We start from the raw sequence: 16737 nt of genomic DNA, 5'->3' as shown, positions 1-16737 counted from the left end.
GGCGGCGCATGGCTGGCCGCCGTCGGCACCGTGGGGAGCGTGGCGGCACCGCCCGGGCCGAGCGCGCCCACGTTCACGCGCACCTTCTCCGGAAGCGATCCCGCCACCGGCGTCTCCGCCTCGGTGAAGGTCTCGCCCTCCGCCTGGGGCAGTGTCCTGCAGGTCTCGGCCAGGGGGGCGCCCGCCGGGACCACCTGCCGGCTGCAAGCGGTCGGGCCCGGCGGAGTCAGGGCGGACGGTGCCACCTGGTGGGCCGGCAAGTACCCTTCCGGCACCACGATCCCCGGGACGGTCGCCATGGCCCCCGAGGCCATCCAGCACTTCGAGATCATCGCGGACAACGGTCAGAAGCTGGTCACGATCCGGGCGTGACCCGGCGGCGGCGGCCGGATGTGGGGGCGCGGCTGGGCGGGGTCGGGGTGGCCGAGGGCAGGGGAGCCGTCGCGGACAAGGGTCAGATGTTGGTGACGATCCGGGCGTGACCCGACGGTGGCCGGATGTGAGGGCACGGCGGGGCGAGCGGCCGGGCGGGGTCCGGGTGACCGAGGGCAGGGGAGCCGCCCGCCGGTGCTCAGGGCACCGGCCTCCTCCGGGACGCGCGTGGCGACCGTCGCCGGGCGGCTCCACCACGCGGCACGGCTCCGAGGCAGGTGGGGCCGTCCGACTGCGGCCGCTGACGGATCAGCGCGGTGGCCTCGGGAGTCGGCACCGGTACCCGGGTGGCCGGGAGGCTGACCGGCGTTCCCGGGCCGGTACGCGGGCGGGGGCGTTCCTCTCCGGCTCCGTGGCGCGAAGGTCCGGCAGGGGTGTCTCCGCCCGGTGCAGTGGCGCTGCGTACCAGCACCCCGCCCGGCACGACTGACGGGCGCTGAAGAGCCGAGTGAGCCCGGCCGGGCCGCCGCCCCGCAGTGAGCCGGAAGAAGTCGAGCAAAAGGCGCCGACCACCGAACCGTTCGGCACGCGTCAGCCGTGAAACCACATGAGCGCGCCATGCGGGACCAGCCCGCCGACGACCCGAAGGGCCGCTGCTGGTGGTCCCCCCTCCCGGTCTCCGCCCACCCACAGAAGAGCCAGAAGACCATGTTCGTGACCGACTCCCCCCGGACCAGTCCACAGCTCGGCCGGTCCTGCCACCACGAGGCGCTGCTCACCCTGCCCGCGCAGGAGGCGCACGTCTGCGCCGTCCGTCACTTCACGGCGGATCTGCTGGAAGCCTGGCAGGTACCCGCGAGCGAGCGGGACTCCGCCATTCTCATCGTCGACGAACTCGCCGCCAACGCCGCCCAGTACGGCCGCGAGCGCATGACCCTGCGGCTCTGCCTCGACGACGGCACGCTGCACATCGTGGTCACCGACTCCGGCAGGGCGGTGGAGCGCCACCGCCCCGACATCGCCTCCGACGAACACGGCCGCGGCACCGGCATCGTCCAGTACCTCGCCCAGGCGACCGAGGCCCACCAGACGGGCAGGGGCCGCGAGGTCCGCGCCTGCCTGCGCGCGCGTCATGACCAGGAGAAGTGACCATGGACATCACCCCGGACAACGGCGAGGGCATCGACGTCCCGCCGCCGCACGAGGCGTACGCCCATGCACCGGACCTGCGCCGCGAGATGCACCAGGTGCTCGCACTCGACGCCGAACGCGACGGCCGCCGGGCCGGGCCCGGCACCGGTCCGCCGGCCGATGCGCCGGCCGCCGAACGCGCCCGACTGCTGCGCCGGGCCGCCCTCATGGACCGGCTCGCCTCCGCCGTCCCCGGTCCGGGCCCGGTCGTGGCCGCCGCGGAGACCGCCGACCAACTCGTCCTGTACGACCGCCGCCACCCCGATCTCGTGGCCGGTCCGCACCCTCCCGACGCGGTCGCGCCCGCCGGCGGCAGCCGCCTCTACGTCCGCCAGGAGTACGCCGCCTGGACGGCTGCCGGGCACCCCGGAACCTGAAGGCCCCGACCCGACCAGAAGCCCGCTGCCCCCTGACGAGCAGCCCGCTCCGACCCGACCGGAGGAAACATGACCAGCGACGACAGCGGCACCCGGCACCTCTCCGCGCCGGCCGGCCGGTCCCGCTCACCTCGCCCGCCCCGCCCGACGGCCGTGCGGGAACACGCCGACCGGCGACAGGAACGGTCACGCGCTACGGGCGCCGACGCGTTCGACGGGGCGGTGTGACGATGTTCCGCAGCGCGCTGGAGCCCTGGCACCTGCTGGTCCTGGCCGCGGTGGTGATCACGCTCTTCAGCTCGAAGAGACTTCCCGAGACCGCCCGGGCGCTGGGCAGGTCCATGCGGATCCTCAAGAGCGAGACCAAGGCGATGAAGGACGACGGCGCCCCGGACGAGGCACGCCCCGAGCCCGAGCCCGCCCCGGGACCGCGGACGGCCCCGGACGCCGCCACCGCCCGTACCACGCCCACGGACGGCCCGGCCGGTCACCGGGACTGAGCCCGGCCCCCCCGGCTCCCGGTCCGCCGCACGAGACGAGGACATGGCATGCCCCGGTCGGTCCGCTGACGATGCTGGCACCGGCCGCGCCGATCCGGGCGCTCTACTTCGCCGCCGTCGCCTTCTCCCTCCTCGGCGACCGGCGCAGGGCGCTGAGAGAGCATCCCGTGGGTCCGTCTGCCGGAGAAGTACGGCAACGGGCGAGCAATCCGTTGCCTCGGCAGAAGTCTCGACGCCTTCGCCGGCTGCCTCGGCGGCGGCTCCGGGACACCCGACGATGACGACAGGACCGTGGTGTGGCCGAACCACGGGACATCCCGCACACACCTGGGGCCGGGAGCCGCCGACGGGAAATGCGGGGACAGATCGTCGGCGGTCTGGTTACGATGCCGGGGATGAAGACCTTCTCCTCGTACGGATTGGGGGAATCGTTCGCGCAAGGTGAGTGCTGATGGCACATCACTTCGCGAACGACGTCCCGTCCCGCCTGTTGATGTGGCAGCGCGTGCGCGAGTACGCCGTGCCACCGTCCATGATCGAGACCGCGACCGCGCGTCGTGCCGTCGGCGACTGGTCGGGGGCCTGCGCCGCCGCCCGCATCGACATCGACCTCGATCTGCGCGCCGTGCGCAAGCGCCACGGCATCGATGCCGCCACCCGGCTCCGTGCGGACCTGCGCCTTCTGGCGCCGGATCTGCTCCGCTGGCACATGCCCCGGATCGCCCCCGACGGGCGGCTCCGCCCAGGCCTCACCCTCTCCCTGGCCCGTTACGGCAGTTCGGGCGGCACACCGCTGCACCTGGTGGTGCGCACACCACCGACCTGGGCGGACGCCGGCCAGCGCATGTCGCTGGCGCTGTGGGAGGGGCCCGGAAGCAGCGCACCGGGGCACCCGCACCCCCACCCCGACCGGCGTCACCGCCTCGACCTGCACCGGCACCTCTGGGACGCCGGACGAAGCGGCGAACTCGCCCGGCGATGCGGGGCGGACGGAACACCGCCGACGGGGCCGCCCGGCCGCTCCCACGAGTCCCACCGTCCTCCGGCCCCGCCCGGTCTCTCCGACCGCCCGGAGGACGCGGACCGCGCGGACCGGCCCGGCACCGAGGACGCGTCCTGGGCGGTGTCCCGCTGGGCCGCCGAGGCGGAACTGCTGCTGCGGGCCGAGGGCCGCGGCCCACGCGGCGCCTTCACCGTCCGGCTCGGTGCGCGCAGCCGCGCCGTCCTCGAACTCGTCGCGCCCGACGACAGCCATGCCCCCACCTTCCGGCCGCTGCGGGAGGCGGTGCCGCCGCAGCAGGTCGCCGCGCTTCCGGTGCTGCCGGAGGCGGCGGCCCGCATCCCGCCCGATCTGGAGCTGCTGCGGGCCGGTCTCGTCGAGGCCGGTCGCCTGCATCCGCTCGTCGCCGCGGCACTGGCGGACCCGAGCCCCGCGGCAGCGGCCGGACCGGCCCCCGAACCCGACGATCCGCATCGGGTGCGGTGCCGGGGCGAGGACCACCGGATCGCGCTGCGGGACGGGGTGCTGACGGCGATCGACCACGATCCGGCCGAGCTGCGGCGGGAGGAACTGCTGGTGGCGCTCGGCGGGCCGGCGCTGCCCTGCCTGCGGGCCATCGACGCGGTGCACCGCAGCCCGGAGGCACTGCCCGCGGTCCGGGAGCGGCTCCTCCACGGTGACGTCGCCGGGGCGCTGAGCGTGGTCGAGGGACTCCTCGGGCCGGGAGCCGTCCTGCCCGACGGCCCGCTCCGGCGGGAACTGGAGTCGGCCGCGGCCCGACGCGTCGACCACGGTCTCTTCCGCTCCGGGCTGGTCACCGAGCACCCCGCTGCCGGGGCCGCGCGACCCGGGAGCGCCTCGGACGCGGGACACGCCGACGCGAGTCACCGGCCCCGGCTCGACCGCCGTACCCCTCACGCCATGCTCCGCAAGCGGTCCAGCCGGGCCCGGCCACGCACCGGCCTCATGCGCTGACCACTCCGCCTCCGGCCAACCCGCCCCACAGCGCCGCGGGTTCGGTGCCGCATGCCCCCACGACCTCCGGACGGGCCGTCCCGTCCCCCGATCCCACCCAGGTGATGCCCATGACCTCCAGCACCCTTTTGCGCTCCGCGGCCCCGGCCGCCGACGTCCCGGCACCCCTCGCCGCCGCCCCCTCCGACACCCGCGCCCAACTCGCCGTCGCCGACGACCTCCTGGGCCTCCTGCGGACGACCACCACCGAGCCCCGCCCCGACGAACAGCTCGAAGCACTCACCCTGGCCGTCGCGGCCGACCTGCCCGTACTGCTGTGGGGCGAGCCGGGCATCGGCAAGACCGCGGCCCTGACCCAGCTCGCCGACTCCCTCGGCCTGCCGCTGACGACCGTGATCGCCAGCGTCCACGAACCGTCCGACTTCTCCGGCCTGCCCATCGTGGGCGACGACCCGGCGGTGCAGGGCGTGCCGATGGCGCCGCCGCGGTGGGCCGTGGAGCTGGTGCGGGCCGGGCGGGGGCTGCTCTTCCTGGACGAACTGTCCACCGCCACCCCCGCCGTCCAGGCCGCGCTGCTCCGGGTCGTCCTGGAGCGGAAGGTCGGTGCCCTCCAACTACCGCGCGGCGTACGGATCGTGGCCGCCGCCAATCCACGGGCCTCCGCCGCGGACGGGTGGGAACTGAGCCCGCCGCTCGCCAACCGGTTCGTCCATCTGCACTGGGCGCACGACCCCGAGGTGGTGGTGCGCGGGCTCGGCGGCGTCTGGCCCCGGGCGCAGATGCCCCGGCTGGTGCCCGACCGGCTGCCGGAGGCGGTGGCCCACGCCCGGCGCGCGGTCTGCGGCTTCCTGCAAGCCCGGCCGACGCTGATCCACCGGCTGCCGAGTACCGAGACACGACGCGGCGCCGCCTGGCCCTCGCCCCGCAGCTGGGACGCCGCGCTGACCCTGTTGGCCTTCGGCACGGCGGCCTCCGTGTCCCGGGAGGTGCTGGCGCTGCTGGTACGGGGCGCGGTGGGGGACGGCCCCGGGCTCGAACTCCTCGCCCACCTGGACCGGATGGACCTGCCGGACCCGGAGTCGCTGCTGGCCGATCCCGCCGCGGCCGAGCTGCCCGTGCGGGGCGATCTGCGCCAGGCGACGCTGGAGGCGGTGGTGGCCGCCGTCGGGGCGCGGCCGGAGCGGCAGCGGTGGGAGGCGGGCTGGGCGGTACTGGTCCGGGCTCTGGAGACCGGTGCCCCCGACCTGCTGGTGGCCCCGGCGGCGACCCTGGCGGCACTGCGGCGCGACGACTGGGAGGTGCCGGCCGGGGTACCGGAGTGAGCGGCGCCGGCCTGCTGGGCCGTGCTGTCGGAGGCACCGCTGTCCGAGGCACCACTGCCCGAGGCACCACTGCCCGAGGCACCGCTGTCCGCAGTACCGCTGTCGGCGGCACCGTCACCCGGAAGCGCGCTGTCGTCCGCTGCACCCGGCTGAGGGACACCGCCCTGGGCCGTCAGGTCCGCAGCCCCGGCGCCCGAGGACTCCGGCGCGTCGGACTGCACGGGGGCGGCGGAGCCCCCGTCGACGCTCCTCGTGGCGTTCTCGGGCTCCGGGTCACTCTCAGCGGCGGCCTGCTCGGCAACGCGCTCGTCCCCCGCGGCCTCCTCATCGGCGGCGGCCCCGTCGGACGACAAACTCCCCGCAACGGCGACCTTGGCCACCGAGCCGTCCTGCGCGGCGGCCCCGCGCCCCGATTCCTCGGTGCCGTCCTCGCCACCCTCGTCGTCCTCGTCGCCGGACTTCCCGGCACGGTCGACGTCGCCCTCGGCATCGGCGGACTCCCCGACACCGGAGGCACCGGCGGAACCCTCGGGGACGGCGGCGGAACCCTCCGGATCTGCCGCGCCCTCCGAACCGGCGGGGCTCACTGCCCCGGCGGACCCCTCATCCCCGGGCTCGGCGGACTCGCCGGCGGCATCGGCGCGCTCGGCCATCTCCGCCATCTGCCGCTTCAGGGCGACGGCGGAGAACCGCATGGTCGCCCCGCTCTCCAGGTCCCCGTTGTCCGTCTCCGGCTCGACCACACCGGAGGCGGCCGATGCGTCCGCCTGGGAGGACCGAGGCTGCTGCGGCTCGAAGCCCTCGGGCAGCCGCGGCATCGGAACGGGGTCACCGGTCGGCGGCGCGGGCTGCGCAGACCCGGCCGGGGGAGCGTACGCGGCCCCCTGCGGCGAGGTGAAGGACGCGCCCTGCGCAGGACCGTACGGAGTTCCCTCCGCCGGACCGTACGAGGCACCCTGGGCCGGAATGAACGGCGACGTGCCCTGCGGCGGCGTACTCATCGGTGGGGCGGCCGGCGGAGGCGGTGTCGGGCCCGGCACCGGGGTGCCCGTGGGGAACGGCAGCCCGGGAGCAGCCGGAACGCCCGAGTCACCGGCAGCGGCGGACCCGGCGGAACCGGGGGTCCCGGCGGAACCGGTGGACCCGGGGAAACCGCCAGCGCCGCCCGCGCCACCGGCACCCGTACCGCCCGCTCCCGACGCGTTCTGCGTGTACCAGGCGGGGGGAGCGTAGTCGATGGTGAACTCGCCGGTGGTCTCGACGGCCTCCGCGTCGGGCTGGTCATCGCCGGGTGTGTCCCAGCCCCCGCGCATCCCGTCCCGATCGCTGCTCACAGTTCCTCCTGGTGTGGTCGAGCACCCTCATGCCGTGCCGGGGCGACCATGTCGTGTCGTACCGAGTCGTCCGTAGTCGTTCGGGGCGGTCCGGTGCAACGGCTCTCCCCCCGGGACACCGACGCCGGTTCACGGGTCCTGCCATCGCGCCCGCTCCCAGCCTAATCACCAGGAGCCACACCACGGCAGGCCCGCCCACCTCTCCGCGCCCGCACACCAGGCCACGGCACACGCGCAGTCACCGGTCCACCCCGCGCGACCGCATACGACACCCCCGAACAAAAGGGACGGGCAAGGGCAGTTCAGTCCATCCGCCGGGGCGTACCCAACAATCCGATCTCGGCGTCGGTGGGTTGCGTCAGCACGTACTGCCGGTCACGGTCGGTACACCACAGGGTGACGCCGTCGGGCAGCCCCGGCAGCGACTCCACCTCGGTCCGCGACAGCCCCATCGTGCGCCCCAGTTCGGCCGCCTCGTCCGGCGAGACCCGCTGGATACCGGCGAGCCGTGCCTGCCGCAGCAGCCGGGGCGCGACCGGACTGAGATACGGCAGCAGGGTCAGCACCGACTGCCAGGGACCGGACACCACCCGCCCGCGCGGGGGCCGCATACCGCAGTCCCGCACCACCAGCACCGGCGTACCCGCGGAGGCACCCTGGGGCGGCACCCGCCCCACGTCGTACACGGACAGCCCGTTCTGCCCGCCGCCCATGGCATGCACCATCTGCATCCAGGCCTGCGGCCGCCCGGTCTCCACCGCGACCCGGGCACCGGTGGCGGCGGAGCGCAGCGCCATGACCTGCGCGGTCCACAGGCCGCCGATGAGCACGATGTCGTACGGCGTGGGGCGGTTCACCCCGAGGATGGCCGGCTGCCCCTCATTGTTGACGCCGACCACCACGCCGTCGTCGCCGATGGGCAGGGTCAGCGCGTCCACCTGGTCCATGGGCAGAGCGTGCCGCGGATGACGGGGACCGAGCAGACCGAAGCCGGTGCGCAGCCGCTCACCGAAGCCCGGACCGGACGGGGTGGGCGAAGTCGTCATGGTCATCAGCGGGCACCTCCGAGCGGCAGGGTGGCCAGAACACCGGGGAGTTGCTCACGGTCCAGGCGCGCGAGCCCGGTGCGTGCCTGCTGCGCCATACGCTCCAGATCGCGCCGCGCGTCGGTCAGTTCCTGCTTGCTGCGGCCGGTGATCCGTACGTGGCCGGTGACGGTCACGTCCTGCTGCGCGCCCTTGGCCAGCGTCAGGCTGAACGTCGTCGCGAGTGCGGGGACCGCGGTCAGCTGTGCGACGAGCTGGGCCAGCGAGCCGCCGGCGCCGCCGAGCTGGGGCCAGCGCCGCACCCAGTAGGTGGTGTGCCGGCGGTTGTCGCACCGCCAGCTGCGGCTGGACTCCTCGGTCCGCCGCTGCGGCGCCTCACCCCGCCCGGCCTGGGCCGTCACCATCGGGTTGGCACACGCGGACGTGGCGATGGCGGCCGTCAACTCCTCCTCGGTGAGCACGTTCGCCCGGAATCCGGCACCGGTCAGCCGGCTCGACAGGTGTTCGGCCGAGCGCGCCAGGCACTTCTGCGCCCCCAGCAGTCCGCCGCCGCGCGCGGCCACCGCCTCCGGACACAGTTCGGGGTCGAGCTTCAGTGCGATCCAGGTGATACGGACCGCGGGAGAACCGGTCTGGGCCTGCAGCGGCGCGTAGTTGCTGACGACCACCGACTGCTGGGGCAGGTGCAGCGCGGGCGCGGGCTGGGTGTGCACCACGATCTGCGCCGACTCCAGCCGGATGCCGTCGACTTCGAGGACGTCCCGGACGAGGGCTAGCGGCAGCGGTCGCCTTCCGTGCTCCGCGCGCAGCGCGTCGACGTCCGACTCGACCTGGATCACCGCGGTCAGGAAGCCTCCGTCGCCCACCATGCCGATCGGCCGCTGGTCGCGGTCACCTCGGTTGAAGCTGAACGTGCGCAAGGTGGGGTCGCACTCCACGGCGGGCGCGAGCCCGGAGTCCGTCCCTGGCGGCACCGGAGTGCTCGCGGCCCGCCGGATGCGGGTCCGCATGGCCAGCAGGGTGCCGAGCCACTCCGGCAGGGAGCGCCCCCGGCGCCGTACGACGGCGAGCACCATGAGCACCACGGAGAAGGGGGCGACGGCGACCAATGCGACCGTGCCGACGAGCCAGCCGCACAGTGCGAGGGCGCCGGCGATCTCCAGCAGCACAAGCCGCTGCACCGCGAACGAACCGCCGCGGCCGGAGCGGGATTCCAGGCGGGGTGTGAAGGCTCCCCGGTAGGGCGTGGGCGCCTGCTGGGCGCCGCCCCGCCCGGAGGAGGAGCCGTGGGCGCCCGGCCGGCGCGCGCCACCCGACCGTGACCCTGATTGCGATCGCGACCGGGTCCGCGTTGCGGAAGCCATCACTTCAAAACCCCCGAACTCTCCCGAAATCCCTTGCGCTCCGGTCCCTTCAAGCCCTGAGCACCCTACCCGTGCCACCAGCACGTCCTCGCAACAGGCATAGTAGGGGCCGGGTCTGACAGTCGAGGCACCAGAGGCAACCGAGGACGGGGGACGGATCTTCACAGGTCCCCCACGGCTCCGCAACGGGGAGAGAGCGGACACAGATGGCATCACGGCGGGACGAACTCAACGCCTACACCTTCGCGAAGCGCCGTACGCTCGCGTCCTTCCTGCAGCCTTCGCCCTCCGGCTCGGAGGAGGGCGCTCCCAAGCCGCTGGGCGCACTGGTCCCCGGTGTCGTCGCCGGTGTCGTGATCCTCGCGGTGTTCGGTGCGATCGGCATGTTCAGCCCGACGGCACCCAAGGGCTGGGACACCCCCGAGGAACACGTCATCGTCGCCAGCAAGTCGACCACCCGGTACGTCGTCCTGAAGACGGGCAAGCAGAAGCAGCTCCACCCCGTCCTCAACATGGCCTCGGCCAAGTTGCTCCTGGACCCCAGCAAGGCCAGCGTCATCACCGTCGACGAGAAGGTCCTGGACAGCGGCAAGCCTCCGCACGGCGCCACCATCGGCATCCCGTACGCGCCCGACCGCCTGCCCTCCCCGGACGAGGCCGAAGCCGCCAAGCGCTGGGCCGTCTGCGAGCGCCCCGCCGACGGCGGCCGGGCCATCCAGAAGGCGGCGTTCGTCCTGGCGAAGAAGGAGTGGTCCAGGACGGAGGGGGCCGACAGGCTCACCCGCGGCGACCTGATGTACGTCGTCGGTCCGGACGGCAAGACCCAGTACGTCGTCGACGCGCACGGCACGGCGTACAAGCTCGCGGACCCCGGCGACAAGGAACTCCTCAAGGCCCTCGACACCCGGGGCCGCGCTCCGCAGCGTGTCTCCCAGGAGTGGCTCGACACCCTCCACAAGGGCACCCCGATCGCCATTCCGCCGATCGAGGGCACGCCCGGCGCGAAGGCCGACGCCGGGATCATGCCCGCGCAGTACGACAAGGTCGGCGAGGTCATCAAGGCCTACGACGGACAGGTGTTGCGGTACTACGTCGTCCTGCGGGGGAAGGTCGCCCGCATCTCCGAGTTCACCGCCACGCTCCTGCTCAACAGCGGTCAGCTCGTCGGTGTCGGCCAGGCCGGTGAGGCGCAGCAGGTCAGCCCCGGCGCGGTCGCCGACAGCACGGCCTTCGACGACGGCAAGAACTGGCCGACGTACAGGCCGAGGACGGTGAACGACGGCTCCAGCGCCACCAGCGGCCGCAACACGGTCTGCAACGTGCTGCGATCGGTCGGCGCCAAGGGAGTGACGACCCTGTCCACCTGGGCCGGCAAGGACTTTCCCGCCCAGCTGCCCACCGGTTCCTCCAGCGCCTACGTCACGGCCGGTTCCGGCCAGCTCTACCGTCAGTTCCAGGGCACCGAGACCATGGCCGGCGGCGTCTTCCTCGTCACCGACACGGGCCTGCGCTACGCCCTGCAGTCCAACAGCGACAGCGCCACCGACGACAAGGGCATCGGCACCTCCGCCAAGAAGAAGAAGGAGGAACTGGCCGAGGCGAAGATCGCCCAGACCCGCCTCGGCTACGAGAAGCTCACGCCCACGCCCATCCCGTTGGAATGGTCGACCTTCCTGCCGACGGGTCCGCGCCTGTCGGAGGCGGCGGCGCGGCAGCCGCAGGGCTCGTAGCGGCGCGGAGGAGAACGGACTCATGCTGAAGGCAAGGACGTCGGGAGCCGCGGCCCGAGCGCTGGTCGTGGTCGCCGCGGCGACCCTCACCGCGGCGACCACCGTGCTCGCCCTGCCCGCTTCCCCGGCCCGGGCGGACGACGGCCAGTGCACCTTCCCGTCGAAGCCGTATTCGGGCCGGCCGTGGGCGCTGCAACGCGTCAACCTGGACGAGCTGTGGGCGCAGTCCACGGGCAAGGGCGTCCAGGTGGCCGTCATCGACACCGGCGTGGACGTCAAGAACCCACAGCTCACCAAGGCCGTTGCCGCGTCCAAGGGCAAGAACCTGCTGCCCCCCAAGAACCGCAAGGGCGAGAAGATAGACCGCGGTAACAAGTGGGGCACCACCGACACGGTCGGCCACGGCACGCGCGTGGCGGGCATCATCGCAGCCCGCCCGGCGAAGGGCACCGGTTTCGTGGGCCTGGCCCCGGACGCCACGATCATCCCGATCAAGCAGAACGACGCCGAGGGCGACGGCACGGCGGACACGCTGGCCGACGCGATCAAGTACGCGGTCCAGGCGGGCGCCGACGTCATCAACATCTCGCAGGACACGGCCGAGGCGCTCGATCCCAGGGACGCCACGCTGAAGACCGCCGTCGACTACGCCTTGAACCGGAAGGTCGTCGTCGTGGCCTCCGCCGGCAACGACGGCCTGGGCGGCAACGTCAAGGTCACGTACCCGGCGTCCTACGAGGGCGTCCTGGCGGTGGCGGCCTCCGACCGCAACAACGAACGTGCCGCCTTCTCCCAGTCGGGGGACTTCGTGGGGGTCGCGGCTCCCGGCGTGGACATGATCTCCACGGTTCCGGGCAACGGCCACTGCTCGGACAACGGTACGAGCTTCTCGGCACCCTATGTCGCCGCTGTGGCCGCCCTGTTGAAGTCCAAGTACCCCGACTGGACGGCCCAGCAGGTCGTCGCCCAGATCGAACAGACCGCGGAACGCTCGATCCCCGGGCGTGACCGGTTGGTGGGCTGGGGCGTGGTGAACCCCGTGAAGGCACTCACGGAGGTGGATCCGGCGCACCCCGTCGAATCCCCGAAACCCGAGAACGGGATGGCCAGGGGAGAGGCTCCGTCGGTCACCCCCCTGCACTTCGGTGAGACGGCCGAGGAACGCGACAGCCGCCTGGCGACCTACACGGTCGTGGGAGGTCTGGTGCTGGTGGCGGGCCTGGCGGGAACGGCCGTGGCCGTCCGGGACGCGCACCGCAGACGCGCCGGCCGCTCGCACACCTCCTGACGGCGGCTCTCGGCGGACTCGGCGCCGCCGGAGAGGAACACGGGACGGCGGCGGCGCCTCGCCGGGCACCGCCGCCGTACGTCGTACCGCTGGTCCGCCGAGAAGGGGACCGGCGTCAGCTCGCCGGTGGGGAGGCCTTGTCGTCGGCCTTGATGGCGAAGTCGATCTGGCTTCCCTTCACGGAGGAGACGGTCACCGTCACCCCCAGCGTGCTGCCGTCATCGGCGGTGAGCGTGCAGCGGGTGGTGGTGCCGACCTTGCCCGCGAGGTCCTCCGGACAGGTGATGTCCGGCTTCGGCCGACCCGTCTGGGCCGCGAGCTTCTCGGCTACCGTGTCGGCCAGCTTGCCGGCGGAGATCTTCGGCTCGGACTTCTCCACGGTGACCGATCCCGAACAGCCGACAAGCAGCACACCGGCGGCCACAGCCGAAAGACTCCATGCTGCTGCGGACGTGCGGGCTATCGCCATGGGGGGCTCCATTCCGGGTATCAGGACGAGAGAACGCCGGAAGCATACTGGCCCCCGAGAAGCTTCATGCATCCTCATCCCCCGTACGCCCCCCTTCACTTGATCCGCCGTAAATCCTCACCGGGAATCAATCGATCGGTCGAGGACGTCGCAAAGGCGTTTCAGCTTGGGCAGGACGTCTTCTTCCCGGAGCCGGCCTTTGGTCCAGGTGATGAGTTCGCCCGCATGGAATCGGAGCGGGTCGTCGGCGTCCGCCGCGCGGAGCACGGAACGCGTCACCGCGTGCGGAGCGGTGACGGAGAATACGGCGTAGTACGCCGTCTTCGTGAGGGAGCGCCCGGGGCCCGCCGACCCTACGGTTCGCACGTCGCGGTACTCGAAGCAGCGAACGCTATGGCCGCGATACCGCCCTTCGACCCAGTCCCAGACGCTCAGTCCCGACGACACGTCAGGAAACGGCGAGGCGCCCGCGTAACGGTCGGCGCCACCCGCGACCCGCGCACGGTACGTCCATCCCCGCCGCTGCGCCAGGGCGACGAGGGCGGAGACCTCCTCGTCGCCCCGGGAGTCCTCCCGTGCGCCGGACCAGCCGGCCCAGACGATCCCGCCGAAAGCGCCGCCGAAGACAGCGAAGACACCGGCCGCCGCCATGAGAAAGTAACGGCGCGGTATTTCCCGGTCGTTGACGATGACCACATCACGTCGTTTCGTCGGAGGCGGCAAGTCGTCGAAGTTCATTGCTGCGTTCGCCTTCTGATGCTCGTGGATGCCGATGCTACACTTCGCGCGCCGATCACCGAGTGCGTCAATGAGCACTGTTTCGGCAGGAGTTGAAGAAGGGGAGGGCAGCCGTGGCTGATCCTGATCTGGGTGCGGATTCACAGACTCTCAAAAAGGGCGCCAAAGACGTCGTCGAGGCCCTGCGCCCGACCGAGGGTTTCGATCTGGAGGAGTCGGCTGGACGCAGTTCCTCCTTCGGGCACTCGTCGGCGTCCTCGTCGTTCGTGGCGTTCTGCGCGACCTGGCAGGCCGGTGCGCAGATCCTCAGTGGCAGCACGGCCCAGCGCGCGGCGGGGCTGATCTCGGCGTCGGGCACCTTGACGGACACGGACGGACGGGTCCGGGACGCGGCCAACTCCGTCAAGACGTACCAGGGCAAGTAAGGCAGGAGCGGGGGAAGCAGTGGCAGCGGCACTCGGGTCGACGAAGGACCCCAAGGAGCTCATTCCCGGTGACGTACACGCGCTGACCGAGCTCGCAGACACCATGCAGCACTGGTCGGACAAGTTCGACAAGGTCGGGTCCAATCTGCGGGACGTGAAGGTCCCCGGCTGGCACGGACAGGCCAGCGACGCGTTCTGGAAGAGCCTGAACGACGAGAAGGGCAACTGGTACATCGCCTCGGACCACATGGCGGGGGCGGCCGGCGCCATCAAGTCGTACACCAGCGTGCTCCACTGGGCGCAGGGACAGGCGGCCGACGCGATAGAGAAGTGGGACAAGGGTGACCACGCGGGAGCCCAGCAGGTGCTCAGCACCGCGCGCACCCAGCTGGAGCACGAGGCCGGAACGCTGTCGTCCAAGCTGGAGAAGCTGTCCGGCGGCGCCAAGGACAGCCCGAGCTGGCTGACCCAGGCGCGGCAGCTCGCCAAGGATCTCGGGCTCGGCCAGACCACCGTCAAGGAAGACGAGCTGTGGCAGTACGGGAACAACCCTGCCGACAAGCGGAAGCGACAGTGGGGCTACCAGGATCCCAACGCCACGGCGGAAGACCCCAACGCGCCGAAGAAGGTCAGCTGGTCGGTGAAGATCGCCGAGGTCAGCGGCGGCGCCAGCGTCTGGTCCGCGGACGCCAAGGGCGAGACCACGGTGGGCGGCGTCAAACTGTCCGGCAACGCGGGCGTCTCGCTGCTCGGATATGACGCCTCCGCGGTCGCCGGCATCACCGACGGGAACCTGGAACTGAAGGGGACGGCCAGCGCATATCTCGCCAAGGCCGAGGCCGGGGGCAAGGCCGAGTACGGCATTCTCGGTCTCCAGGCCCAGGGAAGTGCCCTGGTGGGTGCCAACGCCGAAGTCAAGGGCACCATCGGGAAGGACGGCCTGCACGGGGGCGCGGAGGCTTTCGCCGGCGCGAAGGCCGAGGGGTCGGCCGCCGCGGACGTGGGCGGCATCGGTGCCGGTGTGACCGGCGAGGCGTGGGCCGGCGCGGGGGCTTCGGCCAGCGTCGACGTCGGCAAGGGCGACGACGGCAAGTACCACGTCGGCGGTGAGGTCGGTGTCGGCCTCGGACTCGGGGGGAAGGTGGGCTTCCAGGTCACCGTCGATCCGGGCGAGGTCGTCGACACGGTCGGTGATGCCGCGGACGCGATCGGCGATGCCGCGGGTTCGGCGTACGACAACACGCTCGGCAAGTGGTTCTAGGCTTGCGATGAGGCTCAGCAAGGAAGTGGGTTCACGATGACGGGCACGCTGCCGGTCAAGATCTCGTTCTCGTTGCCGGACGGCTGGCGGTCCGCGCCGCCGGACGAGGTGGGGGCGCCCGATGCGGCCTTCGTCGCGCTCCACCCCGCCTCCATCGACGGCTTCACGGCGAACATCACCATCGCCGGCGGGATGCGCAACGACAGCGCCACCATGCGGCAGATCGCCGACGAGTCGGTACGGCGCCTCGGACAGGCCGGCACCGTGGAAGTCACCAAGCAGGAAGAGGTCGGCACCCCCGACATCCCGGGGCTGACCGACTCACCGGGCGTCGTCCAGAACCTGCGCCTGTCGACCACTCTGCACGGAGAACCGCTCGAACTGGTCCAGAGCCAGGTCTACCTCGGCCTGGAGGACGTGGACCGTCCGTCACAGCGGGCCGTGATCGAGCTGGTGCTCACGGCGAAGCCGGAACAGTTGACGGCGGTGCTGGACGACTTCAAGCAGTTCGTCCGCTCCGTACGCGCGGACCAAGCCGCCTGACGCCGGGGCCGGGTCTCAGACCGCCGACCAGACCTGCGGCGGGATCCGGTCCAGCACGTCGCACAGGTAGTCGAGCCGCTCGTCGAAGTCCTGCGCGCTCAGCCGGCCGCGGCGCCAGGTGAGCAGCTCGTCGTTGTGCAGCCGGATCGGAGAGTCCTGCACGGCCTGCGGCTGCGCGGTCAGGAAGGGAACCACCTCGCCCGACAGTGCGCTGCGGGCGAACGACTCGTCGTCCGTGATCACCCGGAACGCCTCGTCGAACTCCGGCACGCCGACCTGGACCACACGGCCCCGCTGTGTCACCCCGTCGAGCGTCTGCGGCCGTCGCACCATCAACTCGGGCCCGGTGCCCGGCGCGGCGACCGCGAACACCGTCCAGAAGACGGGCTGATTGCGTCCCGGGCCGTCGTGGACGCTGAGGGTGCCGGTCACATACTCGAAGCAGCGGAAGCCGCGGCCCCGGAACTCCCCCGTGATGTAGTGCTCGGCCCGGAGGTTGCGCCCGCTGACGGGCAGCGGTGCCATGCCGCAGAGCCCATCGATCAGGCCGTACGTGGCCTGCTGGTAGCCGTAGCCGCGCTCCTGCGCGAGGTGGATCGCCGCTGCTCTCTCCTGCACGCCGCGCGCCCGGTTGCGCTGGGCGCGGACCATCATGGTGATGACGAGGGCGAAGATCCCCGCCACGACCAGGATCATGAGCACAGGCATCAGTACGGTCATGGGACGCGATTATGTCCGATGACCCGCGCTGCGGGCCGGGCGCCGTGCCCGGGTAGCCGCGGGCTGTGGAGGTTCGATGAAG

The 16737-nt window shown here is 72.5% G+C and carries 16 protein-coding genes and 2 pseudogenes; 12 read left to right on the top strand and 6 right to left on the bottom strand.

Annotation, left to right across the window (positions count from 1 at the left end; genetic code table 11):
* The 7 genes and pseudogenes from ABZV94_RS22135 to ABZV94_RS22105 form a co-directional block, all read left to right on the top strand.
* Nucleotides 1–372, top strand: a pseudogene (locus ABZV94_RS22135) (hypothetical protein); the annotation flags it as partial.
* Between the two features lie 618 nt (nucleotides 373–990).
* Nucleotides 991–1521, top strand: coding sequence for an ATP-binding protein (locus tag ABZV94_RS22130; protein ID WP_356342694.1), 531 nt, complete (start codon nucleotides 991–993; stop codon nucleotides 1519–1521).
* A gap of 2 nt (nucleotides 1522–1523) precedes the next feature.
* A complete protein-coding gene (locus ABZV94_RS22125; RefSeq protein ID WP_356342691.1) occupies nucleotides 1524–1940 on the top strand; it encodes a hypothetical protein in 417 nt (138 codons plus the stop codon).
* Nucleotides 1941–2009: 69 nt separating this feature from the next.
* A complete protein-coding gene (locus ABZV94_RS22120) occupies nucleotides 2010–2168 on the top strand; it encodes a hypothetical protein (RefSeq protein ID WP_356342689.1) in 159 nt (52 codons plus the stop codon).
* A gap of 2 nt (nucleotides 2169–2170) precedes the next feature.
* Nucleotides 2171–2440 (top strand): Sec-independent protein translocase subunit TatA, encoded by a 270-nt coding sequence (gene tatA, locus ABZV94_RS22115; protein WP_356342687.1) that lies wholly within the window; start codon nucleotides 2171–2173, stop codon nucleotides 2438–2440.
* 451 nt (nucleotides 2441–2891) lie between these two features.
* Nucleotides 2892–4415 carry a hypothetical protein gene (locus tag ABZV94_RS22110; RefSeq protein ID WP_356342684.1) on the top strand — a complete coding sequence of 508 codons (1524 nt, stop codon included), beginning with the start codon at nucleotides 2892–2894 and terminating at the stop codon, nucleotides 4413–4415.
* Between the two features lie 110 nt (nucleotides 4416–4525).
* Nucleotides 4526–5737: an AAA family ATPase gene (locus ABZV94_RS22105; protein ID WP_356342682.1), complete on the top strand. Its 1212-nt coding sequence runs from the start codon at nucleotides 4526–4528 to the stop codon at nucleotides 5735–5737.
* 1256 nt (nucleotides 5738–6993) lie between these two features.
* Here the strand turns inward: ABZV94_RS22105 and ABZV94_RS22100 are convergent.
* From ABZV94_RS22100 to eccE, 3 genes and pseudogenes are all read right to left on the bottom strand, one after another.
* Nucleotides 6994–7050, bottom strand: a pseudogene (locus ABZV94_RS22100) (hypothetical protein); the annotation flags it as partial.
* A gap of 323 nt (nucleotides 7051–7373) precedes the next feature.
* The gene (locus tag ABZV94_RS22095; protein WP_356342680.1) at nucleotides 7374–8123 is read right to left on the bottom strand and encodes a hypothetical protein; all 750 of its coding nucleotides are present in this window, start codon (nucleotides 8121–8123) and stop codon (nucleotides 7374–7376) included.
* Nucleotides 8123–9481, bottom strand: coding sequence for a type VII secretion protein EccE (eccE, locus tag ABZV94_RS22090; protein ID WP_356342678.1), 1359 nt, complete (start codon nucleotides 9479–9481; stop codon nucleotides 8123–8125). Before eccE ends, ABZV94_RS22095 begins: the two co-directional genes overlap by 1 nt.
* A 206-nt stretch (nucleotides 9482–9687) precedes the next feature.
* Between eccE and eccB the strand changes: the two genes are divergently transcribed.
* Together eccB and mycP are read left to right on the top strand one after the other, a co-directional pair.
* Complete coding sequence (gene eccB / locus ABZV94_RS22085; protein WP_356342677.1) at nucleotides 9688–11211, top strand: type VII secretion protein EccB; 1524 nt, start codon at nucleotides 9688–9690, stop codon at nucleotides 11209–11211.
* A gap of 22 nt (nucleotides 11212–11233) precedes the next feature.
* Nucleotides 11234–12499, top strand: coding sequence for a type VII secretion-associated serine protease mycosin (gene mycP, locus ABZV94_RS22080; protein WP_356342674.1), 1266 nt, complete (start codon nucleotides 11234–11236; stop codon nucleotides 12497–12499).
* 115 nt (nucleotides 12500–12614) lie between these two features.
* Here the strand turns inward: mycP and ABZV94_RS22075 are convergent, their stop codons facing one another.
* Together ABZV94_RS22075 and ABZV94_RS22070 are read right to left on the bottom strand one after the other, a co-directional pair.
* Nucleotides 12615–12968, bottom strand: coding sequence for a DUF4333 domain-containing protein (locus tag ABZV94_RS22075; protein WP_356342672.1), 354 nt, complete (start codon nucleotides 12966–12968; stop codon nucleotides 12615–12617).
* A 117-nt stretch (nucleotides 12969–13085) separates the two neighbouring features.
* Nucleotides 13086–13706, bottom strand: a complete 621-nt coding sequence (locus tag ABZV94_RS22070; protein WP_356342670.1) for a hypothetical protein — start codon at nucleotides 13704–13706, stop codon at nucleotides 13086–13088.
* A gap of 113 nt (nucleotides 13707–13819) precedes the next feature.
* Between ABZV94_RS22070 and ABZV94_RS22065 the strand changes: the two genes are divergently transcribed.
* Genes ABZV94_RS22065 through ABZV94_RS22055 form a run of 3 tightly spaced genes read left to right on the top strand, consistent with a single transcriptional unit; the run spans nucleotide 13820 to nucleotide 15935 of the window.
* Complete coding sequence (locus tag ABZV94_RS22065) at nucleotides 13820–14131, top strand: hypothetical protein (RefSeq protein WP_356342668.1); 312 nt, start codon at nucleotides 13820–13822, stop codon at nucleotides 14129–14131.
* Between the two features lie 19 nt (nucleotides 14132–14150).
* On the top strand, nucleotides 14151–15392 hold the full coding sequence (locus ABZV94_RS22060; protein WP_356342665.1) for a putative T7SS-secreted protein: 1242 nt from the start codon (nucleotides 14151–14153) through the stop codon (nucleotides 15390–15392).
* A 36-nt stretch (nucleotides 15393–15428) separates the two neighbouring features.
* Nucleotides 15429–15935, top strand: a complete 507-nt coding sequence (locus ABZV94_RS22055) for a hypothetical protein (RefSeq protein WP_356342663.1) — start codon at nucleotides 15429–15431, stop codon at nucleotides 15933–15935.
* A gap of 15 nt (nucleotides 15936–15950) precedes the next feature.
* Here ABZV94_RS22055 and ABZV94_RS22050 read toward each other — a convergent pair whose 3' ends face one another.
* Complete coding sequence (locus ABZV94_RS22050) at nucleotides 15951–16655, bottom strand: hypothetical protein (RefSeq protein WP_356342661.1); 705 nt, start codon at nucleotides 16653–16655, stop codon at nucleotides 15951–15953.
* Nucleotides 16656–16737: the final 82 nt, after the last annotated feature.

Origin of the sequence: Streptomyces sp. NPDC004658 (genome assembly GCF_040609555.1) — a bacterium.
Taxonomy (GTDB): domain Bacteria; phylum Actinomycetota; class Actinomycetes; order Streptomycetales; family Streptomycetaceae; genus Streptomyces.
This window is presented reverse-complemented; position numbering and strand designations above follow the sequence as displayed.